24 protein-coding genes and 1 pseudogene are annotated in these 25,733 nt (G+C 57.2%); 10 read left to right on the top strand and 15 right to left on the bottom strand.

Annotation, left to right across the window (positions count from 1 at the left end):
* Nucleotides 1-16 precede the first annotated feature (16 nt).
* Nucleotides 17-349 (top strand): ChiQ/YbfN family lipoprotein, encoded by a 333-nt coding sequence (chiQ, locus tag FFS28_RS06250; protein ID WP_058610537.1) that lies wholly within the window; start codon nucleotides 17-19, stop codon nucleotides 347-349.
* Between the two features lie 143 nt (nucleotides 350-492).
* On the opposite strand, the gene fur is transcribed toward chiQ, so the two are convergent.
* The 4 genes from fur to ybfF form a co-directional block, all read right to left on the bottom strand.
* Nucleotides 493-939, bottom strand: a complete 447-nt coding sequence (fur, locus tag FFS28_RS06245) for a ferric iron uptake transcriptional regulator (RefSeq protein WP_137849064.1) — start codon at nucleotides 937-939, stop codon at nucleotides 493-495.
* 291 nt (nucleotides 940-1,230) lie between these two features.
* A complete protein-coding gene (gene fldA, locus FFS28_RS06240; RefSeq protein ID WP_003858653.1) occupies nucleotides 1,231-1,761 on the bottom strand; it encodes a flavodoxin FldA in 531 nt (176 codons plus the stop codon).
* Nucleotides 1,762-1,916: 155 nt separating this feature from the next.
* Nucleotides 1,917-2,204 (bottom strand): LexA regulated protein, encoded by a 288-nt coding sequence (gene ybfE / locus FFS28_RS06235; RefSeq protein ID WP_101738051.1) that lies wholly within the window; start codon nucleotides 2,202-2,204, stop codon nucleotides 1,917-1,919.
* 129 nt (nucleotides 2,205-2,333) lie between these two features.
* Complete coding sequence (gene ybfF, locus FFS28_RS06230; RefSeq protein ID WP_088207682.1) at nucleotides 2,334-3,107, bottom strand: esterase; 774 nt, start codon at nucleotides 3,105-3,107, stop codon at nucleotides 2,334-2,336.
* A gap of 183 nt (nucleotides 3,108-3,290) precedes the next feature.
* Between ybfF and seqA the strand changes: the two genes are divergently transcribed.
* Together seqA and pgm are read left to right on the top strand one after the other, a co-directional pair.
* Nucleotides 3,291-3,839 (top strand): replication initiation negative regulator SeqA, encoded by a 549-nt coding sequence (seqA, locus tag FFS28_RS06225; protein ID WP_006177173.1) that lies wholly within the window; start codon nucleotides 3,291-3,293, stop codon nucleotides 3,837-3,839.
* Between the two features lie 24 nt (nucleotides 3,840-3,863).
* Complete coding sequence (gene pgm, locus FFS28_RS06220; RefSeq protein WP_006177174.1) at nucleotides 3,864-5,504, top strand: phosphoglucomutase (alpha-D-glucose-1,6-bisphosphate-dependent); 1,641 nt, start codon at nucleotides 3,864-3,866, stop codon at nucleotides 5,502-5,504.
* Nucleotides 5,505-5,648: 144 nt separating this feature from the next.
* On the opposite strand, the gene potE is transcribed toward pgm, so the two are convergent.
* From potE to kdpF, 9 genes are all read right to left on the bottom strand, one after another.
* A complete protein-coding gene (gene potE, locus FFS28_RS06215) occupies nucleotides 5,649-6,962 on the bottom strand; it encodes a putrescine-ornithine antiporter (RefSeq protein ID WP_137849063.1) in 1,314 nt (437 codons plus the stop codon).
* Nucleotides 6,959-9,157, bottom strand: a complete 2,199-nt coding sequence (gene speF, locus FFS28_RS06210; protein WP_137849062.1) for an ornithine decarboxylase SpeF — start codon at nucleotides 9,155-9,157, stop codon at nucleotides 6,959-6,961. The genes potE and speF overlap by 4 nt, the downstream gene beginning before the upstream one ends.
* 254 nt (nucleotides 9,158-9,411) lie before the next feature.
* Nucleotides 9,412-9,516, bottom strand: a complete 105-nt coding sequence (gene speFL, locus FFS28_RS06205) for a leader peptide SpeFL (protein ID WP_003858645.1) — start codon at nucleotides 9,514-9,516, stop codon at nucleotides 9,412-9,414.
* A 278-nt stretch (nucleotides 9,517-9,794) separates the two neighbouring features.
* A complete protein-coding gene (kdpE, locus tag FFS28_RS06200) occupies nucleotides 9,795-10,472 on the bottom strand; it encodes a two-component system response regulator KdpE (RefSeq protein ID WP_058610540.1) in 678 nt (225 codons plus the stop codon).
* Nucleotides 10,469-13,156 carry a two-component system sensor histidine kinase KdpD gene (gene kdpD / locus FFS28_RS06195; RefSeq protein WP_137849061.1) on the bottom strand — a complete coding sequence of 896 codons (2,688 nt, stop codon included), beginning with the start codon at nucleotides 13,154-13,156 and terminating at the stop codon, nucleotides 10,469-10,471. The genes kdpE and kdpD overlap by 4 nt, the downstream gene beginning before the upstream one ends.
* Nucleotides 13,157-13,732: a potassium-transporting ATPase subunit KdpC gene (gene kdpC / locus FFS28_RS06190; RefSeq protein ID WP_137849060.1), complete on the bottom strand. Its 576-nt coding sequence runs from the start codon at nucleotides 13,730-13,732 to the stop codon at nucleotides 13,157-13,159. It abuts the gene before it with no gap.
* Nucleotides 13,733-13,744: 12 nt separating this feature from the next.
* A complete protein-coding gene (kdpB, locus tag FFS28_RS06185) occupies nucleotides 13,745-15,793 on the bottom strand; it encodes a potassium-transporting ATPase subunit KdpB (protein ID WP_137849059.1) in 2,049 nt (682 codons plus the stop codon).
* 16 nt (nucleotides 15,794-15,809) lie between these two features.
* A complete protein-coding gene (gene kdpA, locus FFS28_RS06180) occupies nucleotides 15,810-17,489 on the bottom strand; it encodes a potassium-transporting ATPase subunit KdpA (protein WP_137849058.1) in 1,680 nt (559 codons plus the stop codon).
* The gene (gene kdpF, locus FFS28_RS06175) at nucleotides 17,489-17,578 is read right to left on the bottom strand and encodes a K(+)-transporting ATPase subunit F (protein WP_015386886.1); all 90 of its coding nucleotides are present in this window, start codon (nucleotides 17,576-17,578) and stop codon (nucleotides 17,489-17,491) included. Before kdpF ends, kdpA begins: the two co-directional genes overlap by 1 nt.
* A gap of 308 nt (nucleotides 17,579-17,886) precedes the next feature.
* Here kdpF and FFS28_RS06170 point away from each other — a divergent pair, with 308 nt between their 5' ends.
* The 7 genes from FFS28_RS06170 (at nucleotide 17,887) to nei (ending at nucleotide 24,003) form a co-directional block, all read left to right on the top strand.
* Entirely contained in the window at nucleotides 17,887-18,093 is a 207-nt protein-coding gene (locus FFS28_RS06170; protein ID WP_014069366.1) for a YbfA family protein, read from the top strand.
* Nucleotides 18,094-18,702: 609 nt separating this feature from the next.
* Nucleotides 18,703-20,115: a deoxyribodipyrimidine photo-lyase gene (phrB, locus tag FFS28_RS06165; protein ID WP_058610543.1), complete on the top strand. Its 1,413-nt coding sequence runs from the start codon at nucleotides 18,703-18,705 to the stop codon at nucleotides 20,113-20,115.
* A 10-nt stretch (nucleotides 20,116-20,125) separates the two neighbouring features.
* Entirely contained in the window at nucleotides 20,126-20,869 is a 744-nt protein-coding gene (locus FFS28_RS06160) for a type 2 GTP cyclohydrolase I (RefSeq protein ID WP_137849264.1), read from the top strand.
* Nucleotides 20,870-20,883: 14 nt separating this feature from the next.
* On the top strand, nucleotides 20,884-21,540 hold the full coding sequence (gene pxpB, locus FFS28_RS06155) for a 5-oxoprolinase subunit PxpB (RefSeq protein WP_042321000.1): 657 nt from the start codon (nucleotides 20,884-20,886) through the stop codon (nucleotides 21,538-21,540).
* Entirely contained in the window at nucleotides 21,534-22,466 is a 933-nt protein-coding gene (gene pxpC, locus FFS28_RS06150) for a 5-oxoprolinase subunit PxpC (protein ID WP_137849057.1), read from the top strand. The genes pxpB and pxpC overlap by 7 nt, the downstream gene beginning before the upstream one ends.
* Nucleotides 22,453-23,190 (top strand): 5-oxoprolinase subunit PxpA, encoded by a 738-nt coding sequence (pxpA, locus tag FFS28_RS06145; protein WP_137849056.1) that lies wholly within the window; start codon nucleotides 22,453-22,455, stop codon nucleotides 23,188-23,190. The genes pxpC and pxpA overlap by 14 nt, the downstream gene beginning before the upstream one ends.
* Before the next feature lie 21 nt (nucleotides 23,191-23,211).
* Nucleotides 23,212-24,003: an endonuclease VIII gene (gene nei, locus FFS28_RS06140; protein WP_137849055.1), complete on the top strand. Its 792-nt coding sequence runs from the start codon at nucleotides 23,212-23,214 to the stop codon at nucleotides 24,001-24,003.
* A 96-nt stretch (nucleotides 24,004-24,099) separates the two neighbouring features.
* Here nei and FFS28_RS06135 read toward each other — a convergent pair whose 3' ends face one another.
* Together FFS28_RS06135 and FFS28_RS21940 are read right to left on the bottom strand one after the other, a co-directional pair.
* On the bottom strand, nucleotides 24,100-25,383 hold the full coding sequence (locus tag FFS28_RS06135; protein WP_006177190.1) for a citrate synthase: 1,284 nt from the start codon (nucleotides 25,381-25,383) through the stop codon (nucleotides 24,100-24,102).
* Between the two features lie 204 nt (nucleotides 25,384-25,587).
* A pseudogene (locus FFS28_RS21940) lies at nucleotides 25,588-25,650 on the bottom strand (hypothetical protein); the annotation flags it as partial.
* Nucleotides 25,651-25,733: the final 83 nt, after the last annotated feature.

The raw sequence follows: 25,733 nt of genomic DNA, 5'->3' as shown, positions 1-25,733 counted from the left end.
GAAACGGAGACGGCAGATGAAAAGAAAAGTAGTCATGGTCGCGATGCTGGCAACAGGGCTGGTGGCCTGTGCGCAGCCTCAGGCCCCGAAAGAAGATTCGCGTCTGAAAGAGGCCTACAGCGCCTGTATCAATACCGCGCAAGGCTCGCCGGAGAAAGTTGAAGCCTGCCAGAGCGTGCTGAATGTGCTGAAGAAAGAGAAAGCGCATGAGCAGTTCGCGACGCAGGAGAATGTCCGCGTGATGGATTACCAGGCCTGTATTCAGGCGCGTCAAACCGGTAACGATCAGGAAGTCGAGAAGCGTTGCGATAAGATCTGGCAGGAAATTCGTAATAATAATAACCAATAGCGCTGTTTGACGCCCGGTGGCGCTGCGTTTACCGAACCTACAGAGGTGTCATCGCCCGTAGGCCCGGTAAGCGCAGCGCCACCGGGCTTTTTAAGGCAAAAAAAAAGCCAACCTTGCGGCTGGCTCAGAGTATGAAAGTTTGCTTATTTCGCGTCGTGCGCGTGCTCATCTTCGCGGCAATCGTCTTCCGCACAGTGTCCATACAGGTACAGGCTGTGGTTAGTCAGACGGATACCGTGGCGCGCGGCAATTTCACGCTGGCGTGATTCAATAGAATCATCGCTGAACTCAATGACCTTGCCGCAGTCGAGGCAGATCAGATGATCGTGGTGGTGTTGCTGGGTCAGCTCGAAAACAGATTTACCGCCTTCGAAATTATGACGGGTAACAATGCCCGCGTCATCAAACTGGTTCAGCACACGATAAACGGTTGCCAGCCCAATTTCTTCGCCCATGTCGATAAGACGCTTGTAAAGGTCTTCCGCACTGACATGGTGATTGTCTGGCCCCTGAAGCACTTCAAGGATTTTTAACCGAGGAAGCGTTACTTTCAGGCCAGCCTTCTTTAATGCGGTATTGTTGTCGGTCATGCGGAATCTGTCCTGTTGCTAAACGTTTCACTTCAAAAGAAGAAGTGACAGAAAATGCACCTGGGATAATGCGTCTCATTATAGAACTGCCATGGCTAAATGAAAACTGCAAGTCTCAGGCAAAGTATGCTTATAAAAACGTGGTATCACCAACAAACTTGTTCGATGGAGCCCACTTTTTATCAGGGGGATATTGTACAGGTCTGAGCGAAAAAGTTAAAAGTTTGTAGCAATTAATTTAATCGGTTTTACCTGGCATGCGGGCGCAACCGCAGTTGCGCCGCAGGAAAATCAGGCGTTAAGAATGTCGTCGAGGTTCAGTTCTTCACGAACCTGCTTCACCCATTTTTCGACACGCTCAGCGGTCAGTTCTGGCTGGCGATCTTCGTCGATAGCCAGACCCACGAAGTGATCGTCGTCTGCCAGGCCTTTGGACGCTTCAAAGTGGTAGCCCGCCGTTGGCCAGTGGCCGACAATCGCCGCGCCGCGTGGCTCAATGATGTCGCGGATGGTGCCCAGCGCATCACAGAAGTATTCCGCGTAGTCTTCCTGGTCGCCGCAGCCAAACAGGGCGACCAGCTTGCCGTTGAAGTCCACTTCTTCGAGCGTCGGGAAGAAATCGTCCCAGTCGCACTGCGCCTCGCCGTAGTACCAGGTCGGGATACCCAGCAGCAGGATGTCATAACCTTCGAGGTCTTCTTTGCTGCTTTTGGCGATGTCATGTACATCGGCAACGTCTTTACCGAGCTGTTTTTGAATGTTTTTTGCGATATTTTCGGTATTGCCGGTATCACTGCCGAAGAAAATGCCGATGATTGCCATGAGTAAAATAACCTCTTGAAACTTAATGGTATGGTGGCGCAATTTGTCCACGGATAAGGGCAATAATAGCAGAACTGGCAACCCTGCGGAAACAGCTATCGCGCAGGACTGCACTCTGTGCTACATGAAAAGGGAAATACGGGGGTTTTTCAGACTTATGCCTTGCTGCGTAACGCGTTGAGCTGAGCGATCAGCATCTCTTCAATCAACTCGCTGCGGCTGATATCACGGGCGGAGGCCAGCTCGTTTAGCGCATCGACAGCGTCAGCGTTGAGCTTCAGTTCGACACGCTTAAGCCCACGATTTTTATCGCGTTTAAGCTGGTTGCGTTTATTGATACGCAGCTGTTCATCACGCGAAAGCGGATTCGTCTTGGGTCGTCCCGGGCGACGCTCATTCGCGAACAGGTCTAGTGTCGTACGGTCCGTTTGTTCTTTGGCCATGATTCAGAGACTTCGGGGGAAAACAAGCCGCCCTGTTAATGCCCGGGCGATAAGCGCGCCATCATACATCACCGAAAACGACACGCCAACGACTGGAAGCCCTCTGTCTTCCAGTCGCTCTCTTTTTAATCAATTCGCTGTATCAGTAAGATAGCGGCGGATAGCGCGCAGGACCGCCTCCGGTTTTTCTGCATGAACCCAGTGGCCCGCCCCGGCGATGACGTGCGCGCGAGCCTGTGGGAACTGCGCCAGCAGAGCGTCGCGGTACGCCTCGGTCACGTAGGGTGAATTGCCGCCGGTAATAAAGAGGGCAGGGTGCTGCCAGGCGGGAACCGGCTGCCAGCCGACAATGTGAGTATACTGATCCCAAAGTACCGGGACGTTAAAACGCCACTGACCGTCGACAAAGGATTTAAGCAGGAACTGCACCACGCCTTCCTCATCGAGGTGTTCACGCATGACGGCTGCGGCCTGCTGACGGGTAGACACGCCAGACTCCGTGACCGCATTGATCGCCGCGAAAATCTCGTCGTGGCGACGCACGTCGTAATCCACGGGGGCCACGTCAACCACCACCAGGCCAGCAATACGTTCCGGTGCCAGCGCCGTCAGCGCCATCACCGCTTTACCACCCATGGAATGCCCGACTAAAGTGACCTTCTCAAGTTGATGTGCGTCCAGCGTATCCAGCAAATCCTGCGCCATCGCCGCGTAAGTCATGTCAGGCGAACGCCCGGAAAGGCCATGATTACGCATATCGACCTGCAAAATGTCATGATCGGCAACCAGATCGCGCGCCAGTATGCCCAGGTTATCCAGGCTACCAAACAGGCCGTGAACCAGTACGATGGGAGAATTATTGTTCGGCGATTGTGCAGATTGCGCTCGGGTATTCAATTTCATGGCAAAGTTCTTTTTTTACGTATGTCAGGTTAGGGTATCATGTTGTCCATTCTGCCGCCCGGCTGCAAGGATCCAGTTTAATCCGACTTTTGCCGCCAACCTGGTTTGACGCTATCCGCTGTTGGGATTTGCTCCTATAATCCCAACGACTTGTATTCAGATAAGATATCGCACTGGATTAAGATGAAAACAATCGAAGTTGATGACGAACTCTATCAGTATATTGCCAGCCAGACGCGGCATATCGGGGAGAGCGCGTCCGACATTTTACGGCGTATGCTCAAAATTTCCGCCGCCGCACAGCCTGCTACCCCAGCCACTAAAGATGTCGTCTCTCAGCCGAGTGTTACCGCACAAGCAAAACCTGCCGTCGCGCCGGTGAAAGACAAAGTGCGCGCGATGCGCGAGCTGCTGCTGTCAGATGAATATGCAGAACAGAAAAAGGCGGTTAACCGCTTTATGCTGGTGCTGACTACACTTTATTCACTGGATAACACCGCGTTTGCTGAAGCGACCGAGTCGCTGCATGGTCGTACCCGCGTTTACTTCGCGGGCGATGAGCAGACGCTGCTGCAAAATGGCAATCAAACCAAACCTAAACACGTCCCGGGCACACCGTACTGGGTGATCACCAATACCAATACGGGCCGCAAGTGCAGCATGATTGAACACATCATGCAGTCCATGCAGTTCCCGGCGGAATTGATTGAAAAGGTTTGCGGTACAATTTAACCCTTGCATCAGAAGGACCAGGCAATGGCAAATCACAGCCGTGCAGGCCAACCTGCACAACAAAGCGATTTGATTAACGTCGCTCAACTGACCGCCCAGTACTACGTGCTGAAGCCGGTGGTGGGCAACGCAGAACACGCAGTGAAGTTTGGTACATCTGGCCACCGCGGCAGCGCGGCGCGCCACAGCTTTAACGAGCCGCACATTCTGGCCATTGCCCAGGCCATCGCGGAAGAGCGCGCCAAAAATGGCGTCACCGGTCCGTGCTATGTTGGGAAAGATACGCACGCCCTGTCTGAACCGGCCTTCATTTCCGTACTGGAAGTGCTGGCGGCAAACGGCGTCGACGTGATTGTTCAGGAGAACAACGGCTTTACGCCAACGCCTGCGGTGTCCAACGCCATTCTGGTGCACAACCAGAAAGGGGGCGCGCTGGCAGACGGGATTGTGATTACGCCATCCCACAACCCGCCGGATGACGGTGGTATCAAATACAACCCGCCTAACGGTGGCCCGGCAGACACCAACGTCACCAAAGTGGTGGAAGACCGCGCCAACGCGCTGCTCGCAGACGATCTGAAAGGCGTTAAGCGTATCTCTCTGGATGCGGCCATGGCCTCCGGTCACGTGAAAGAGCAGGATCTGGTGCAGCCATTCGTGGAAGGGCTGGCGGAGATCGTCGACATGGCGGCGATTCAGAAAGCGGGCCTGACGCTGGGCGTTGACCCGCTTGGCGGTTCCGGTATCGAATACTGGAAACGTATTGCCGAGCACTACAAGCTGAACCTGACCATCGTGAACGATCACGTCGATCAGACCTTCCGCTTTATGCACCTGGATAAAGACGGCGCTATCCGTATGGACTGCTCGTCAGAGTGCGCAATGGCCGGCCTGCTGGCGCTGCGCGATAAATTCGATCTGGCGTTTGCTAACGACCCGGATTATGACCGTCACGGTATCGTCACGCCTGCTGGCCTGATGAACCCGAACCACTATCTGGCGGTGGCGATTAATTATCTGTTCCAGCATCGTCCACAGTGGGGCAATGAGGTGGCTGTCGGTAAAACGCTGGTCTCTTCTGCGATGATCGACCGCGTGGTCGACGCGCTGGGCCGCAAGCTGGTGGAAGTGCCGGTAGGCTTCAAATGGTTTGTTGACGGTCTGCACGACGGCAGCTTCGGCTTCGGCGGCGAAGAGAGCGCGGGCGCTTCCTTCCTGCGTTTCGACGGCACGCCGTGGTCAACCGATAAAGACGGCATCATCATGTGTCTGCTGGCGGCTGAAATCACCGCGGTCACTGGTAAAAACCCGCAGGAGCACTATAACGAGCTGGCGGAGCGTTTTGGCGCGCCAAGCTACAACCGTCTCCAGGCGAGCGCGACCTCTGCGCAGAAAGCGGCGCTGTCTAAGCTTTCGCCAGAAATGGTCAGCGCCAGCACTCTGGCCGGTGATCCGATCACGGCTCGCCTGACGGCCGCTCCGGGTAACGGCGCGTCTATCGGCGGTCTGAAGGTGATGACCGAAAACGGCTGGTTCGCCGCGCGTCCGTCCGGCACGGAAGATGCGTACAAAATTTACTGTGAAAGCTTCCTCGGCGCTGAGCACCGTCAGCAGATTGAGAAAGAAGCGGTAGAGATTGTTAGCGAAGTGCTGAAAAACGCGTAAGTGCTGGTGTGTTGCGGGCTGATGCCCTCACCCCGACCCTCTCCCACAGGGAGAGGGAGAAAACACTAAAAACGGCAACCCCGGGGTTGCCGTTTTACATTGATTTTGTAGGCCCGGTAAGCGCTAGCGCCACCGGGCTTTTTTTTAGCTGTGTTTGTTCGTCAACTCAAAACGCGGTGAAACCAGCCCGTACAGCGTCCAGCCCATAAATGTGACCATTGCGCCGTAGAGCATCGCTTCCTGACCGGAGGAGTAGAGCGCATAGAAGCTGTAGATGGCCCCAATCAGCGCCACGATATTCGCCGCTTTTGCTTTGCGCGGTTCGACCTTCGCCACCTTCTGAATGATCACCAGCGCTGCCATCGACAGGATATACGGAATGATATTGGTCACCACCGCCAGGTTGACCAGCACGTTGAACTGGCTGTTCAGCGACGGGCTGATGGTCATCAACGACAGGCCGCTCTGGAAAATCACAATCGCCAGCATTCCCTGCACGGGCGCATCGGCTTTGGTCACGCGGGAGAAGATTTTCGGAAAGTAGCCTTCATCCGCCGAGGATTTAAACACCTGCGCGATGGTGAACTGCCAGCCGAGCAGCGAACCACAGCAGGACATCACCATCAGCCCCATAATCACTTTCCCGACTTCCGGTGTGAACATTTGCGCGAAGGCCAGACCGAACGGCGCGGTAGAGCTGGCAAGATCCCTATTTGGGACGATCCCGGCAATCACGTTGGTCGAGACGATGTAAATCACCGCCGCCCCCAGCGTACCGCCCAGCACCGCAATCGGCACGTTCTTCTCCGGGTTTTCCACCACGTCGGCGTTGGCACAGGCTGATTCCAGGCCCAGGAAAGCCCACAGCGTCATGGCGATGGACGAACCTACCGCGGTAAAGAACGGCACATGGTGCGGGTTCCACGAGTTGGCATACAGCGTCGGGCTAAACCAGAACCAGCCGATAACGCACAGCCCGACTACCGGGATAATCACCCCCCAGACGGTAATGCTGCTGAGCTGTCCGGTGATGCGCGCGCCGCCGAAGTTGGCGACGGTGCAGATCCACAGCACGCCGATGGTCGCCAGCCCAATTTGCACCGGACTCAGCGTGGCGCCAAACAGCTCCGTGCCGTAACCCACCGCTGAAATGGCAATCGCCACGTTAGCGATGAGCAGCGACACGCCGTAAGTGTAGTTCGCCATAAAGTTGCCGGACTTGCCGAACGCGTATTCCGCATAGCCTCCCATGCCGCCTGACTTGCGGCTAAACATCCCACACTTGGCAAACGCCCAGGCCAGCGCCATCGAGCCAATGGCGGTCACCAGCCAGGAGATGATAGAGATGGTTCCGACCTCGGCAAGCTTGGTGGGCAGCATGATAATCCCGGACCCCATCATGTTCACCATGGTGAGGATGGTCAGCTGCACCACGCCCATCTTGTTCGACTTGCTCATAATGTTTCTCCTTTCAGCAGCGCGGGCTGGTCAGCAGACCGTTTGATGACGTAGCAGCGAACCTGCTTACGACCGTCACACTCCTCGACGTACACACCCTGGAGTTCCGGTGCGAAGCCCGGTAACAGGTTGATCCCTTCTTCCAGCGCCGCAAAGTAACGCAGTACCGAACCGCCCCAGACTTCACCGGGAACCACGCACAGCACGCCCGGTGGATAGGGGAGCGCGCCTTCTGCGGCGATACGTCCTTCAGCATCGCGCAGCGAAACCAGCTCAACCTCGCCGCGCAGATAGGCGTAGTTCGCCTCCTGCGGGCTCATCATCACGCGCGGGAAGTGAGATTTACGGAACATCTCTTTTTGCAGCTGTTTAACGTTATTGCGGGCGTATAGGTCATGCATCTCCTGGCAGATTTGCCGCAGGCTGTAATCTGCATAGCGATCCGGATGCTGTCTATAGAGTGACGGCAACACCTCTTTTAAAGGTGCATCGCGCTGGAGCAGCTTTTCGAAGCGCACCAGTTGGGCGACCAGCTGCTGCAATTTGCCCATATCTTCCGCAGGCGTCAGCAGGAACAGGATCGAGTTGAGGTCGCATTTCTCCGGGATGATGCCGTTTTCGCGCAGGAAGTTGGCGAGAATGGTGGCGGGTACGCCAAAATCCTCATACTCACCGCTGCTGGCGTTGATCCCCGGCGTGGTCAGCAGCAGTTTGCAGGGGTCGATGAAGTACTGGTGCTCGGCGTAGCCGTCAAAGGCGTGCCAGCGTTCGCCCGGCACGAAGTGGAAGAAGCGCAGGTCGGTGGCTATCTCCGCCGTATCCCAGCTCTCCCAGGGGCGTCCATCGACCTGTTCAGGCACGAACGGGCGGATAAACCGGCAGTTTTCCAGAATGAGCTTGCGCGCTTCAATGCCGTTTACCACGCAGTCCATCCACATATTGCGTCCGCTCTGGCCTTCGTGCATGCGGGCGTTAATATCCAGCGCGGCGAACAGCGGGTAAAACGGGCTGGTGGAGGCGTGCATCATGAAGGCGTTGTTGAGGCGCTTGTGGGGCACATAACGCGGCTGGCCTTTAATGTGGCTGTCCTTCTTGTGGATCTGCGAGGTTTGCGAGAAGCCGGCCTGCTGTTTATGCACGGATTGGGTGACCAGAATACCCGGGTCGTTTTCGTTCAGCTCCAGAAGCAGCGGCGAGCAGTCAGCCATCATCGGAATAAACTGTTCGTAGCCCACCCAGGCGGAGTCAAACAGGATGTAGTCGCACAGATGACCGATCTTATCCACGACCTGACGGGCGTTATAAATGGTGCCGTCATAAGTACCAAGCTGGATCACCGCCAGGCGAAACGGGCGCGGTGCGTGTGCGCGATCGGGTGCCACGTCGGATATTAACTCGCGCAGATAGCGCTCTTCGAAGCAGTGCGCATCAATCCCGCCGATAAAGCCATACGGATTACGCGCGGTCTCCAGATAGACCGGCGTTGCGCCCGCCTGTAGCAGGGCACCGTGATGATTAGATTTGTGGTTGTTGCGATCGAACAGCACCAGGTCGCCCGGCGTGAGCAGGGCATTGAGCACCACTTTGTTTGACGATGAGGTACCATTCAGCACGAAGTAGGTCTTATCGGCGTTAAAGACCTTAGCCGCATGCTGTTGGGCGATGCACGGCGCGCCTTCGTGGATCAGCAGATCCCCCATCGCCACGTCAGCGTTGCACAGGTCGGCGCGGAACAGGGTCTCACCAAAGAAATCCACGAACTGATTTCCGGCAGGATGACGGCGGAAGAACTGGCCCCCCTGATGCCCCGGGCAATCAAATGCGCTGTTGCCCTGCTCAACGTAGTCCACCAGGGCGCGGAAGAACGGCGGGCGCAGGTGGGTTTCGTACTTCTGTGCCGCCGCTTCCAGCTGGCGTCCGTAAAAATCATTGCTGGTGTCTGAACATTCAAAAACGCCATGAATGCGCGACAAATAGTCTGCCGGGACAATCTCGTCTTTCTGGGTGGCAATAAAGACAGGAATGCCAAAGCCTGTCGCCTCAATTTCTTCTATCGCGCCTGTATATATATCCTGGGTGGCCAGAACCACGGCGGCGATGTCAATATAATCGGTTGTGCTGACATCTACCGTCTCGCGATGTGTGGTAAAACAGTCGGGGCAGGTACGGCTGGTGGCAATTTTTAAACTTTTCATCTTTCACTCTTTATTTTAGGTAATAGCAGTCCCTCGATTTCTTTAAAAAAGAAATCGAACGTTATCCGGAAAAAAAGCAAACGGTGGCCGCTGATTGAAAATCAGTTAATTGCTTTTTGCAGAATACGATTTAGTCCGCCCGGTAGCGGATGAGTCTGAATCAGGAGAAATGAACGCAGGTGTTCACAGGCAAACGCCTGTAAGAGAAGGTGTTTTAAAACAACCTGTCAACAGATGCGCCAGAAGTCGAAGGACTACCGGGCGTTAAAGAGATGAAAGTCGAAGCAGTTACGATGCGCAAACATCATAATATGGGTTGTCCGCCTTATATGCGGCATTAAACGGTTGTTGTTTTCCATGCTTATTTTCCTTTCAGTAATTGAAAGCACGGCCATTTTATCCTGGGAAATGGGTTTAACTGTGAAGCAGATCACCGTTAAAGGATCATTTCAGAAATAAATATGCGCTTTTGATGAATATGGCAGATCAAAATGCTGTTTTGTAGGTTTTATGTTATTTTTGTGTTTTGGGAATGTGTTTTGATGGCGGAAAATAAGTAAGGCACTGCCTCTTGGTTTATTTTCTCTTTATTACCGGCGGGTTTTTGTTTTTATTTGAAATTAATGTGAATAACTATTCAAAGCATAAACCGATAACCGATACCGGTTTCAGTTAATAAATGGCGGGGGCGTGCGGGATCAACTTCAAGTTTTTGACGCAGATGGCCCATATAAATGCGTAAATAGTGACTATGTTCGACGGCATTAGGTCCCCAGACCTGACTTAACAGCTGGCGCTGTGTCAGAACTTTGCCGTGATTGTTGAGCAGCACCGCCAGCAGGCGGAACTCGATCGGCGTGAGGTGGATCTCCTCGTCACCGCGAAGGATGCGCCGCGCGGCGAGATCGACCTGGATCTCGCCAAAAGTATATACCGGATCGCTGGGGGAGGGGGCACTGTGCCGACGCAGCGCCACGCGTAGCCGCGCCTGCAGCTCGCCAATACCAAAGGGCTTGACCAGGTAATCATCCGCTCCGGCATCGAGAGCGGCAATTTTATCCGTCTCTTCGGTGCGGGCAGAGAGCACCAGAATGGGCATCTGGCTCCACTGGCGCACCTCGCGAATAAAATCGATGCCGTCGCCATCCGGTAGCCCCAAATCGAGGATCACCAGGTCCGGCTTGCGGGTCGCGGCCTCGATCAGCCCGCGCTGTAGCGTACCGGCTTCGTGGACGCGTAAGCCGTCGCCTTCCAGCGCGGCGCGCAGAAAACGGCTAATGGCGAGCTCATCTTCAACAATCAGGACGTTAATCACAAATCCTCTGGTAATTCATCAAGTTCGGGCGGGACATCAAGAGGAAGTGTAACACAAAAACGTGCGCCACCTTCCGGGCGGTTGGCTGCCGAAAGGGTACCGCCATGCACCTCAACGATGGCCTCGCAAATCGCCAGCCCAAGCCCGACGCCGGGAATGGCTGACTCTTTATTGCCGCGCGCAAACTTCTCAAAAATGGCCTGCTCCTGGCCCTGCGGAATGCCCGGCCCCGTGTCCCACACCTCCAGGCGCAGCGCCTGTTCTTCCACGGAAGCATTCATGCCAATCTGCGCCTTCGGCCCCGCATATTTACCGGCATTTTCCAGCAGGTTGATCAGTACACGTTCGAACAGCGGGCCGTCCACATGGATAAGCGTAAGCGGCTCCGGCATATTCAGCGCGATATGGCGGCCGCCGAGACCCGGCTCCAGCATCTTCAGCGCGCTGCCAACCACTTCTTCCAGCGTCAGCCACTCTTTTTTAAGGTTAAACCCGCCGGACTGGATGCGCGCCATATCGAGCAGGTTGTTCACCAGGCGCGTCGTGTTCAGCACGTGCTCGCGGATCTCGCTGGCCTGCATCGCGTGTTTAGACCCTTCAGCAGCAAGATCCAGCGTCAGGATCTCAGACTGCCCAAACAGGACGGTAAGGGGCGTGCGCAGGTCGTGCGAGAGCGCCGCCAGCAGCGAATTACGAATGCTTTCCCGCTCGCTCGCCAGCCGTGCCTGCTCCTCGCTGGCGGTGAGGGCCAGCCGCTCAAGCGCGCTGGCAACCAGCAGCGTGAAGGTCTCCAGCAGCCGCTGCTGCTCGGGGATCATCAGCTGGCGCAGGTTGGATGGCTCGACAATGACCAGCCCGTGATTTTTATCCGCGCTGCACAGCGGCAGGATCTGATACGGCACCCCCGGCAGGGTATCCGTGCCCGCACCTGCCGGTAAGCCCTTGTCAAAACTCCAGCGCGCGATGGCTTCATCCCAGGGCGTCATGCCCGAGGTCGATGTCAGCGGGCGCAGTTTGCCGTGCTCATCAGGAAGCAGGATCAGGCTGCTGGCGTGAAAGGTCGAACGGATAAACTGCTCGCTGGTCTGGACGATATCTCGCGGCGTGCGGCCGACCGCCAGCGATTTGGACATCTCGTATAAATGCCGCGTGCGTTGTTCGCGGTAGCGGGCAATACGCGCCTGATAGCGCACGCCTGCCGTCAGGTTCCCGATCACCAGCCCGACGGTAAGCATCACCCCAAAGGTGAGAATGTACTGCACATCCGAGACGGCGAGCGTGCCGCGAGGGGCAATAAAAAACAGATCGAAGCTGACCACGTTGAGAACCGTTGCCAGCACCGACGGCCAGCGTCCGTAAAACAGCGCCACGACAACCACGCCGAGCAGGTAAATCATCACCAGGTTGGCGGCATCGAAGGCAATCAGCCACTGGCTGGCAATCAGGGTGATCAGGGCGCAAAGTACCGCGGCCACCAGACAACCGCGAAGCTGGATGCGCCACTTTTCACTAAACGTGCGGGCGTCTGGCGTTCGGCCAGGAAGGGGGGTGGGTTTATCATCCAGCGCGACGATCACCAGGTCCAGATCCGGCGCGCGGCGCGCCAGCCTGTCGGCGAAGGACTCCCGGCTCAACCAGCGACGCTGCTGACGGCGGCCAATCACAATCTTGCCGAGGTTGTGCTCGCGGGCGTAGCGCAGGATGGCTTTATCTTCCTGCGGGTCGGAGAGGGTGGCCGTTTCCGCCCCCAGCTCCTGTGCCAGCCTGAGCGCGCTTAAAATCGCGCGCCGCTGCTGTTCAGGCAGGACGTGAAGCTGCGGCGTTTCAACGTACACCGCGTGCCAGACGCTGCCGAACTTCGCGGCGAGGCGGGCGGCGGTGCGGATGAGCTTCTCATTCCCGCTGCTGTGACCAATGCACAGCAGAATGGCGTCCCGGGTATGCCAGACCCGCTCCTGTCCCTGCAGATCGCGCCAGGCACGCATCTGGTCATCAACGCGATCCGCCGTGCGCCGCAGGGCCAGCTCGCGCAGGGCGATTAAATTGCCTTTGCGGAAGAAATGTTCGATGGCACGCTCGGCCTGCCCGGCAATATACACTTTGCCCTCGTGCAGGCGCTGGCGCAGATCGTCCGGCGGCAGGTCGACCAGCACCACTTCGTCGGCGGCGTCAAAAAACGGATCGGGAACCGTTTCCCGTACCTGTATGCCGGTCACACCGCTGACGACGTCGTTGAGGCTCTCCAGATGCTGAACGTTGACCGTGGTGAACACGTCGATGCCGGCTTCCAGCAGCTCTTCCACGTCCTGCCAGCGTTTAGGGTGGCGGGAGCCTGGCGCATTGCTGTGCGCCAGTTCATCCATCAGAATCAGAGCAGGACGGCGGGCGAGGGCCGCGTCAAGGTCGAACTCGGTGACCAGCCGCCCACGGTGGTTGATGCGCCTCGCCGGCTGCACGGCAAGCCCCTCCAGCAGCGCCGCCGTCTCTTTACGACCGTGCGTTTCGACAACACCGATAAGAATATCAAGCCCCTGCGCCCGCAGCCGCTGCGCTTCAGTGAGCATCGCGAAGGTTTTTCCGACCCCCGCGCAGGCCCCGAAGAAAATTTTCAGTTTGCCGCGATGGGCTTCCGCCGTCTGTTCGAGCAGCCTGTCCGGATCCGGGCGCATCGGCTCGTCGGTCATTTAGTTTTTCCTTAGCGCGTCCAGCGCAAGATTGAGCTCAACAATGTTTACGACAGGCATGCCGATAAAACTGACCAGCGGTGTATGAGTATGTTCTGCGACCAGCTGACTCACCTGTTCCACCGTCAGGCGACGCGCGGCAGCGACGCGCGGAATTTGCCAGGCGACGGCCTCCGGCGTCAGGCTGTAATCCAGCCCGCTGGCGGACGCGGTGACCAGCTCCACCGGCACCTCACGGCTTGCCTGCGGGTTCGCGGCTCGCAGCGCGGCAACGCGTTCGGCGATGGCGGTATCCAGCGCCGGGTTGCTGCCCGCGAGGTTGCTCCCCCCGGATGCCATGGGATTATACGGGCTTTCGGCGGTGGCGGAAGGGCGTCCCTGGAAGTAGCCAGCGGCGGTAAAGTTTTGGCCGATCAGCCGTGAGCCGCGGGTTTCGCCATCTTGCATGATCAGCGAGCCGTTGGCCTGGTCAGCAAACCACCACTGGCCCAGTGCGGTCGTCATCAGGGGATAAAGCCCGCCGGTTATCAGCGCCAGCAGAATAAACAGAAGTATAGCGGGGCGTAACATCATCATGAGATTCACCTTTTAAACCAGCCCGAACAGGGTTAACAGCAGGTCGATCGCCTTGATCCCGATAAAGGGAACGATCAGCCCGCCGAGACCGTAAATCCACAGATTGCGGCGCAGCATCGCGGCAGCGGTCAGCGGCTTATAGCTCACCCCTTTTAGCGCCAGCGGGATCAGAAAGACAATAATCAGCGCGTTGAAGATCACCGCGCTGAGAATGGCCGACGCCGGGGAGTGCAGGTGCATCACGTTTAGCGCATCCAGCTGCGGATAGGTGGCGGCAAAGGCCGCCGGAATAATGGCGAAGTATTTCGCCACATCGTTGGCGATACTGAATGTTGTCAGCGAGCCGCGTGTCATCAGCATCTGCTTCCCGATGTGTACCACTTCAATCAGCTTGGTCGGGTTAGAGTCGAGATCGACCATGTTGCCCGCCTCTTTTGCCGCCTGCGTACCGGAGTTCATCGCAACCGCCACGTCGGCCTGCGCGAGGGCCGGTGCGTCGTTGGTGCCGTCTCCGGTCATCGCCACCAGCCGACCTTCGGCCTGATACTGGCGGATCAGCGCCAGCTTGGCTTCCGGCGTCGCTTCGGACAGGAAATCGTCGACGCCCGCTTCGGCCGCAATGGCGGCTGCGGTAAGACGGTTATCGCCAGTGATCATCACCGTTTTGATGCCCATCTGGCGCAGCTGAGCGAAGCGCTCTTTGATCCCGCCTTTGACAATATCTTTCAGGGCAATCACCCCGAGGACGTGCGAACCTTCAGCCACCACCAGCGGCGTGGCCCCCTGACGGGCGACGCTCTCGACCAGCGCGTCGACTTCTGGCGGGAAGTGGCCACTGTTGGCTTCAATATGGCGACGGATGGCGTCGACGGAGCCTTTACGGATCATCCGGTCCTGAATGTTGATCCCGCTCATGCGGGTCTGAGCGGTGAAGGGGACAAAGGTGGCGTGCAGGCTCTGGACGTCACGCTGGCGCAGGTTAAAACGCTGCTTGGCAAGAATGACGATACTGCGGCCTTCCGGCGTTTCATCTGCCAGAGACGAGAGTTGCGCCGCGTCGGCCAGCGTTTTTTCATCCACGCCGGGGGCCGGTAAAAATTCGGAGGCCTGACGGTTACCGAGCGTGATCGTCCCGGTTTTGTCCAGCAGCAGGACGTCAACATCCCCGGCGGCCTCTACGGCGCGCCCGCTGGTGGCGATCACGTTCGCACCAAGCATGCGGCTCATCCCGGCCACGCCGATGGCCGACAGCAGGCCGCCGATGGTGGTCGGGATCAGGCACACCAGCAGGGCGACCAGCACGGTAATGCTCACCGCTGTTCCGGCGTAGGCAGAGAACGGCCACAGGGTGGCGGTGGCGAGTAAAAAGACTATCGTCAGCGCAATCAGCAGAATGGTCAGGGCGATCTCGTTCGGCGTTTTGCGACGCTGGGCACCTTCCACCATGGCGATCATCCGGTCGAGGAAGGTCTCGCCCGGGTTGACGCTGCACTGGATCACCAGCCAGTCCGAAAGAATGCGCGTTCCGCCGGTCACAGACGCGAAGTCGCCGCCCGACTCGCGGATAACCGGCGCTGACTCCCCGGTAATGGCGCTTTCGTCTACCGATGCGCCCCCTTCAATCACTTCGCCATCACAGGGGATAATGTCCCCGGCTTCGACCAGCACCACGTCGCCTTTGCGTAGCTCGTCTGCCGGCACCTGGTCCATCTGCGCACCGTATTTCGGCTCACGCAGTTTGCGCGCAAAGGCGGTCTTTTTCACCCCTTTCAGGCTGTTGGCCTGCGCCTTACTGCGGCCTTCCGCCAGCGCTTCGGCAACGTTGGCGAAGAGCACGGTAAACCACAGCCACAGGCTGATGGCCCCGGTGAACAGGGCGTTCCCCGGGAGATGCCCCGTTCCCATGGCAATCGCCAGAGCGGTGGTCAGCACGCTGCCGATCCAGACGATAAACATCACCGGGTTGTGCCACTGCACGCGTGGGCTCAACTTTTTCACCGCATCCATGAGGGCCTGGCGAACTAACGACGGTTCAAACAGGGCCAGTTGTTTACGACTCATGACAATTCTCCGCAAATCAGCGTAAAGAGAGGGTTTCCGCGACCGGGCCTAACGCGAGGGCGGGGATAAAGGTCAGGGCACCGACAAGCAGGACGGTGCCAATCAATAGCCCGGTAAACAGCGCGCCGTGGGTAGGCAACGTACCGGTGGTCGTGGGTTGGATTTTTTTATTCACCAGCGAACCCGCAATCGCCATCACCGGCACAATTACGCCGAAACGCCCAACGAACATGCAGAAGGCCAGCAGGCAGTTCCAGAACGGCGAGTTGGCGCTCAGGCCCGCAAAGGCGCTGCCGTTGTTATTGGCGGCAGACGAGACGGCGTACAGCACTTCGCTAAAGCCGTGGATACCCGGATTAAAAATGCCACTGCGTCCGGCATCGGTCATCAGCGCCAGCGCGGTGCCGAGCAGCACGAGGGCGGGCGTAACCAGAATGGCCAGCGCGGTCAGCTTCATCTCGCGCACGTCGATTTTTTTACCCAGATATTCCGGTGTGCGGCCAATCATCAGACCGGCGATAAACACCGCCAGCAGCACGAAAAGCAGCATGCCGTACAGCCCCGAGCCAACGCCGCCAAACACCACTTCACCGATCTGCATCAGCCACATCGGGATCATGCCGCCGAGCGCCGTAAAGGAGTCATGCATCGCATTCACCGCCCCGCACGAGGCCGCCGTGGTGACCACGGCATACAGACTACTGGCGAGAATACCGAAGCGGCTCTCTTTGCCTTCCATGTTGATATTGCTGTTGGCGCCTAATGGCATAAGGTGGCCATTGCCGTGCCATTCGGCCCACATCACCAGCGCAACGCAGACCACAAAGATTAATGACATGGCCCACAGCAACGTCCGGCCCTGACGGCGGTCATTAACCACCTCGCCAAACGCAAAGCACAGCGCCGCAGGAATCAGGAAGATGGCCAGCATCTGGACCAGGTTGGTCAGCGCCGTTGGGTTTTCAAATGGATGGGATGAGTTAGCGTTGAAGAACCCACCGCCGTTGGTCCCGAGCATCTTGATGGCCTCCTGCGACGCGACAGGTCCCATCGGCAGAAGCTGCTGTGCCCCTTCAAGCGAGGTATAAGGGGTGTAAGGGTGCAGGTTTTGCAGGGTGCCCTGCTGGATAAAGAACAGGGCAATGATCAGTGCGATGGGAAGCAGGATCCACAGGGTAATCCGGGTCAGGTCGACCCAGGCGTTGCCCAGCGTGCTGACATTCTGACGCGCAAACGCCCGCGTCAGGGCAAAAATCACCGCGATACCGCTCGCCGCAGAGAGAAAGTTTTGTACCGTCAGTCCCGCCATCTGGCTGAAGTAACTGAGCGTGGTTTCACCCGCATAGGATTGCCAGTTGGTGTTACTGACGAAGCTGACCGCCGTGTTCAGGGCCAGGTGCCAGGACAGGCCGGGCAGCTGCTGTGGATTCAGCGGCAGGCTTCCCTGCAGCATCAGCATGGCAAACAGGACCGCCAGGCCGATAATATTCAGCAGCAAAATGGCCAGCAGATACTGCCGCCAGGTCATCTCCCGATCGTGTGTTCCCAGAAGCCGCCACAGCGCGTTTTCAACGCCTGCGGTGCCCGGTAACGCCACGTTGTTGATCATCCGCGCGAGTAAGGAACCCAACGGCCTTGCCAGTATGAACAGCACCAGCAGGAAGCTGGCGATAAGCAAAAACGCCTGAGCAGCCATCAGAATGCCTCCGCATTAATCAGGGCATAAACCAGATAACCCAATAACAGGAACACCAGCACGATGCCGGTAATCAGACCTGCACTCACAATTCACCTCCGGGTGACAGTTGTACTGGTGCTAACGGTAGGATTTACGGCGCAAAGATTTCGCAAAAATCAGAAGGGAAGGTGTAAAAAAAGTATAAAAATGGCAAAGCCACAATTTAACTATTGGTAAGTAAATCGTTAACTTTTTTGTAACTTAGTTACGGCGTGAATGTAAATATTCCCTAAATGGCGAGAAATAAGTGGTCGGATGAGTAGTAAAATTACAAACAAAACGATATTATTTTATCCAGGTCACAGATTTCACATTTTCCGGATGACGTTTCCGGCCAACTACAGGGGAGAAAAATATGGATCTTTATAAAGAGTATCCGGCTCATATCGTTTTCATGCGTCGCACTTTCGCCGTAGTGGCTGGCGTGCTGGCACTGCCGGTGATGCTTTTCTGGAAAGACCGCGCACGTTTTTACAGCTATCTGCATCGCGTCTGGGCGAAAACCAGCGAGAAGCCGGTGTGGATGGATCAGGCCGAAAAAGCGACCTGCGATTTCTACTAAAAAAGAAAGATGACGCACAGTGATAAAAAAACCGCCAACAGCAATGTGGCGGTTTTTTGTCCCTCGGGATTCGCGGTCCGTTGGGATAGATGGTTTTTCAAGCTCTCACCAGAGGTCTGCGATCTTACTGCTCAGCACTGAAGAATCAAACGTTGTTTCTCTAAATATAATCTTAAAAGGCTGTTGAGCGGATTCCAGTCCACATCAATGCCGACTACCATGCGTCGTCCCTTTCCGCCATCTCGCACATGGGCACCGGTCCCGGGAAAGGTGTAACCACAACCGTGAGTCAGGCTCTCACCAGAGCTTGTGTCCATCGACTTATCACCGGTGGTGAACGGTGGAGCGGTTAGCTGCAGGGACCGCATAATGAAACGCTATTTTTGCATTGCGTTCATTGTCGCCAGCGTACTCGTCGTTAAGAGTGATGAACCTTCCGCGTTCATTGCGTTAACCACGATAGCGCAGGACAAGTAGCGTTAAGGCCGCCCCGGGCGGCCTTTTTTATTTCATCGCGTCTACACTTCATGGCAAAGTACATAAAAGCCTGCCCCTTTTTCCTTTGGTGGCATGCCCTTACGGACATAATGGACAATTGCCTGGAGTTTTATGCCCACCCATCTGGTTTGGTTTCGCGCGGATCTACGCGTTCACGACAACATCGCCCTGGCGGCAGCCTGCCGCGCCAAAGACGCCCGCGTGCTGGCACTGTTTATTGCGACTCCCGAGCAGTGGCAGCAGCATGATATGGCACCCCGACAGGCGGCCTACCTCTGCGCGCATCTGAACGAACTGCAGCGCTCGCTGGGCGAAAAAGGTATTCCGCTGATCTATAAAGAGGTGAGTGATTTCTCTGCGCAACTGCAGGCGGTGCAGGCGATATGTGACGAGCATGATGTCACGCACCTTTTTTATAACTACCAGTACGAATTCAACGAGCAACAGCGGGACCGTCAGCTGGAAAACCGGTTAGACACCGTGGTGTGTCAGGGATTTGATGACAGCGTTATGTTGCCGCCGGGCAGCGTGATGACCGGCAACCACGAGATGTATAAAGTGTTTACCCCGTTCAAAAACGCTTTTATCAAACGCCTGAAAGAGGCGCTGCCGGAGTGCGTCGCCGCGCCCGCCGCAAGGGGCGAACCCTTAACGGATCTCCCCGCGCTGACGTTTGATTATCCTCAACAGGCGTTTGATGAAACCCTGTTCCCCGCCGATGAAAAAGCGGCCATCACGCAGCTGCGCCACTTCTGCAAACAGGGGGCGGCTGAGTATGAAAGTCAGCGGGATTTTCCCGCCGTCGAGGGAACCAGTCGGTTGTCGGCCTGTTTAGCACTGGGCGTGCTCTCTCCACGCCAGTGTCTGCATCGTCTGCTGGCTGAGCAGCCGCAGGCGCTGGACGGTGCGGCAGGCGCCGTGTGGCTCAACGAGCTTATCTGGCGCGAGTTCTATCGCCATCTGATGACTTATCATCCTGATTTATGTAAACATCGACCTTTCATCCGCTGGACTGAAAACGTCAAGTGGCAGCAAAACGACGATCGGCTCCGCGCCTGGCAAAACGGCACGACGGGCTACCCGATTGTCGATGCCGCGATGCGCCAGCTCAATGCAACCGGGTGGATGCATAACCGCCTGCGCATGATTACTGCCAGCTTTCTGGTAAAAGATCTGCTTATCGACTGGCGCGTCGGGGAGCGGTATTTTATTTCTCAGCTGATCGATGGCGATCTGGCTGCCAATAACGGCGGCTGGCAGTGGGCGGCCTCTACCGGTACCGATGCGGCACCGTATTTCCGCATCTTTAACCCGACAACCCAGGGGCAACGGTTTGACGCCGACGGCGAGTTTATCCGCCACTGGCTTCCGGAGCTTAACGAGGTGCCGGCTAAAGCAATCCATGAACCCTGGACGTGGGCGGATAAGCAGGGCGTAACGCTCGATTATCCTCGCCCCCTCGTCGATCATAAACAGGCGCGCGTCGCCACGCTGGCGGCGTACGAAGCGGCCCGTAACGCGTAAGAGAATGATGATGAACAACCACGAACTTGAACGACTGATTAACGAGAAGCTCAACACTGCCGCCTTCAGCGACTACGGCCCGAACGGCCTGCAGGTTGAAGGGCGCGATAAGGTGCAAAAAATTATCACCGGCGTGACGGCAAGCCAGGCGCTGCTGGATGAGGCGGTACGCCAGCAGGCGGACGCCGTGATCGTCCATCATGGTTACTTCTGGAAAAACGAAGCGCCGGTTATTCGCGGTATGAAGCGTAACCGGCTGAAAACGCTGCTGGCGAACGACATCAACCTCTACGGCTATCATCTGCCGCTGGACGCGCACCCGGAACTGGGAAATAACGTGCAGCTGGCGCAGCTGCTGGGGATCACCGTGAAGGGTGAAATCGAGCCGCTGGTGCCGTGGGGCGAGCTGGCGATGCCGGTTCCGGGGCTGGAGCTGGCCTCGTGGATTGAAGCGCGTCTGGGGCGTCGTCCGCTGTGGTGCGGTGACACGGGGCCGGATCTGGTGACGCGCGTCGCCTGGTGTACCGGCGGTGGTCAGGGCTTTATTGATAGCGCGGCACGTTTTGGCGTTGATGCCTTCATTACCGGCGAAGTCTCCGAGCAAACCATCCACTCCGCCCGCGAGCAGGGGCTGCATTTCTATGCGGCCGGACATCATGCAACGGAACGCGGCGGCATTCGCGCGCTCGGGGAGTGGTTGACGGAAAATACCGATCTGGATGTGACCTTTATAGATATCCCTAATCCGGCCTGATGAGAGGTAGTTAAGTGCAGCGAGCGCGTTGTTATCTTCTGGGCGAAACCGCCGTGGTTCTGGAACTTGAACCACCGGTGACGCTTGCCACGCAAAAGCGTATCTGGCGGCTGGCCCAGCGTCTACCGGAGATGCCGGGGGTGGTTGAAGCCATTCCGGGTATGAATAATATCACCGTGGTGCTGCGTCACCCGCACACGGGGGCGCTGGATGCCATTGAACGATTGCAGCGCTGGTGGGAGGAGAGCGAGGCGCTGGAGCCGGAGTCCAGATCCATTGAAATCCCGGTGGTTTATGGCAGGGAAGGCGGGCCGGATCTTGGCGTCGTGGCGCAACACAGTGGTTTAACCGAGAAGCAGGTGGTTGAAATGCATGCTTCGGTAAATTACGTGGTCTGGTTCGTTGGCTTCCAGCCAGGTTTTCCGTATCTGGGCGGGCTGCCGTCAGAGCTGCATACCCCCCGTCGCGCCGAGCCGCGCCTGAGCGTACCCGCGGGGACGGTGGCGATCGGCGGTGAGCAGACCGGCATCTACCCCCTTGCCTCGCCCGGCGGCTGGCAGCTTATCGGGCACACGTCCACCCCATTATTTGAACCACGCCAGGATGCGCCAATACTTCTGCGTCCCGGCGACACCCTTCGCTTTATCCCGCAGAAGGAGGGGGTATGTTAACGCTTATTCGCGCCGGGCTTTACACCTCGGTACAGGATGCCGGGCGCTTTGGCATGCGCCAGTCCGGCGTGAGCTATTGCGGCGCGCTCGACCGCCCTGCGCTTGAAATTGCAAACGTGCTGGTGGGCAACCCCGGCAGCACGGCGGCGCTGGAGATTACGCTCGGACAGTGCGTGATTGAATTCGGCCAGGAGACCTGGTTTGCGCTTACCGGGGCAGGCTGCGATGCAACGCTTGACGGTAAAGCGGTCTGGACGGGCTGGCGTCTCAGGGCGCAAGCGGGCCAGCGACTGACCCTCAACCGTCCTTCGCACGGCGTACGCAGTTACCTTGCCGTCGCCGGAGGTTTTGACGTGCCGGATGTCCTTGGCTCGTGCAGTACCGACGCAAAAGCGGGCATTGGCGGGCATGAAGGACGCTTGCTGCGCGACGGCGATCGCCTGAATATCAAGCCTGCGGATCGGCATTTTTCCACCGCCCAGGGCGTGAAGCAGCTGCTGTGGGGTAATCAGATCCGCGCTTTGCCGGGGCCGGAGTATCAGGAGTTCGACGCGGCGTCTCAGGCATCCTTCTGGCGCTCGCCGTGGAAGATCAGCCCGCAAAGTAACCGCATGGGCTATCGCCTGCAGGGGCAGCCGCTAACCCGCACAACCGACCGCGAGCTGCTTTCGCACGGCCTGCTGCCGGGCGTGATTCAGGTTCCACCGAACGGGCAGCCTATCGTGCTGATGAACGATGCGCAAACTACCGGCGGATACCCGAGAATTGCCTGCATTATTGAAGCCGATCGCTACCATCTGGCGCAGATCCCGCTTGGTCAGCCGATCCATTTTGTACAATGCACGCTGGAAGAGGCGCTCAAAGCCCGGCAGGATCAGCAGCGCTACCTGGATCAACTGGCCTGGAGGCTGGATGGCAAAGATTGATTTAAACGCCGATCTGGGCGAGGGCGGCAGCGCGGACGATGCGCTGATGACGCTGGTCTCTTCGGTCAATATCGCCTGCGGTTTTCATGCGGGCGACGCGCAAACCATGCTGACAAGCGTGCGCAATGCCATCAAACACGGCGTGGCGATCGGAGCGCACCCGGGTTTTCCTGACAGGGCCAATTTTGGCCGAACGGCGATGGATCTGCCGCCGGAGACGGTCTACGCCCAGACGCTCTATCAGATTGGCGCGCTGGACGCGATTGTCCGTGCGCAGCAGGGTGTGCTGTGCCACGTGAAGCCGCACGGCATGCTTTACAACCAGGCGGCAAAAGAGCCTGCTCTGGCCGATGCCATCGCGCGGGCGGTGCGGGACTATAATCCGCATTGCATTCTGGTCGGTCTGGCCGGCAGTGAGCTTATCCGTGCCGGCGCGCGTCTGGGCTTAACCACCCGCCAGGAAGTCTTTGCCGACCGGGGATACCAGGCTGACGGCAGCCTCGTCCCCCGCACGCAGCCGGACGCGCTTATCACCTCTGAACCGCAGGCGCTGGCGCAGACGCTGGAGATGGTACGCCTGGGGCAGGTCACGACGATTGACGGCACAACGGCAAAGGTCCAGGCTGATACGGTCTGTTTACACGGCGATGGTGAGCATGCGCTGGCATTTGCGCGCCGCCTGCGGGCGGCCTTTGCAGAGCAGGGCATTCTCGTCAGCGCCTGACATCGCAATAAGGACAACACCATGCCAGAAGGTCCGGAGATCCGCCGCGCGGCGGATAACCTGGAGGCGGCGATAAAAGGCAAACCCCTGACCCGTGTCTGGTTTGCTTTTCCGCAACTCAAAAAATATGAATCAATGCTGGTGGGCCAGACGGTGACCCACATCGACACGCGCGGCAAAGCATTGCTGACGCATTTCTCCCATAACCTGACGTTATATAGCCATAACCAGCTATACGGCGTATGGCGCGTGGTGAATGCCGACGAACAGCCTGAAACCACCCGCGTGCTGCGCGTCAGGCTGCAAACGGCAGATAAAGCCGTTCTGCTTTACAGCGCGTCGGATATCGACATGTTAACGCCGGAGCAGTTGCTTACGCACCCGTTCCTGCAACGCGTGGGGCCGGACGTGCTGGATATGCGCCTGACGGCCAGCGACGTGAAAGCCCGGCTGTTATCGCCCAAATTCCGCAACCGGCAGTTCTCCGGCTTATTCCTCGATCAGGCGTTTCTGGCGGGGTTAGGAAATTATCTGCGGGTGGAAATTCTGTGGGACGTTGGGCTGGCGGCGCAGCATAAAGCCTCACAGCTGAGCGACGCGCAGTTGGACGCCCTGTCCCACGCGCTGCTGGAGATACCGCGCCTGTCCTACAACACGCGTGGCATTGTGGATGATAAAAAGCACCACGGGGCGCTGTTCCGGTTCAGGGTGTTTCATCGGGCGGGGAAAAAGTGCGAACGCTGCGGCGGGATAATTGAAAAGACAACGCTCTCGTCCAGACCGTTTTACTGGTGTCCGGGATGCCAGAGATAAAAGCAAAACGGCAACGAGAGTTGCCGTTTTTAATGTTTTCACCCTCTCCCTGTGGGAGAGGGCCGGGGTGAGGGCATCAGGCCGCACCCAACGTTGTTAGCGCTTAATATCAGACTTAAAATCACGCTGCTCGTAGCCGGTATACAGCTGACGAGGACGGGCGATTTTCATGCCTTCGCTGTGCATTTCGTTCCAGTGCGCAATCCAGCCTACGGTACGCGCCATCGCGAAGATCACGGTGAACATGGAAGACGGAATACCCATCGCTTTCAGGATGATACCGGAGTAGAAGTCGACGTTCGGGTAGAGTTTCTTCTCGATGAAGTACGGGTCGTTCAGCGCGATGTGTTCCAGCTCCATCGCCACTTCCAGCAGGTCATCTTTGGTACCCAGCTCTTTCAGCACTTCGTGGCAGGTTTCACGCATCACGGTGGCGCGCGGGTCGTAGTTTTTGTACACACGGTGACCGAAGCCCATCAGACGGAAGGAGTCATTCTTGTCTTTCGCGCGACGCACGAACTCAGGAATGTGCTCAACGGAGCTGATCTCTTCCAGCATCTTGAGCGCCGCTTCGTTCGCGCCGCCGTGCGCCGGTCCCCACAGGGAAGCGATACCCGCTGCGATACAGGCGAACGGGTTCGCGCCTGAAGAGCCTGCGGTACGGACGGTAGAGGTAGAGGCGTTCTGTTCGTGGTCAGCGTGCAGGATCAGAATACGGTCCATGGCGCGTTCCAGCACCGGGTTCACTTCGTACTCTTCGCACGGCGTGGAGAACATCATGCGCAGGAAGTTACCGGCGTAGGAGAGGTCGTTACGCGGATAAACAAACGGCTGGCCGATAGAATATTTGTAGCACATCGCCGCCATGGTCGGCATTTTGGACAGCAGGCGGAACGCGGCGATATCACGGTGACGTGGGTTATTCACGTCGAGGGAATCGTGATAGAACGCGGCCAGCGCACCGGTGATCCCGCACATCACCGCCATCGGGTGAGAGTCACGACGGAACGCATGGAACAGACGGGTAATCTGCTCGTGGATCATGGTGTGACGGGTAACGGTGGTCCGGAATTCATCGTATTCCGCCTGGGTCGGCTTTTCGCCGTTCAGCAGGATGTAGCACACTTCCAGATAGTTGGATTCGGTGGCTAACTGATCGATGGGGAAGCCGCGATGGAGCAGGATGCCTTCGTCACCGTCAATGAAGGTGATTTTGGATTCGCAAGATGCGGTAGAGGTAAATCCAGGGTCAAAGGTGAAAACACCTTTCGAACCCAGCGTACGGATATCAATAACATCCTGACCGAGCGTGCCTTTTAGCACATCCAGTTCAATAGCAGTATCACCCCCGAGGGTGAGCTTTGCCTTTGTATCAGCCATTTACGGTCTCCTTAGCGCCTTATGCTTAAGACTGCTGTTCACCGGATTTGCCTTCAGCTGTTAATCACCGTTACCAGATTGTTATTTGGCTTACCGCTCAGCTCACGAGGCATAACCAGGGTACAGAGCTATGGCGCCTTGCAGGTAAACGAATGAAATATCAGTGAAATAACAGCAAATCAGTGTTTCAGCGGTCCGAATTATTCAAACCTGTATACCACTAATAACTGTCCTGATAACTTCGGTCAATACCATCACACTGTTACATAACTATTTGTCAGGTGAAAGAGAGACCTCATAACTTTTGCGCATTATATGCCTTTTCTGATGACGTTTGTAACAATATTGTT

The organism is Enterobacter sp. 2VL (assembly GCF_005503595.1).
Taxonomy (GTDB): domain Bacteria; phylum Pseudomonadota; class Gammaproteobacteria; order Enterobacterales; family Enterobacteriaceae; genus Enterobacter; species Enterobacter cancerogenus.
The sequence above is the reverse complement of the archived record's forward strand: the minus strand, read 5'-3'. Positions and strand labels throughout refer to the sequence as shown.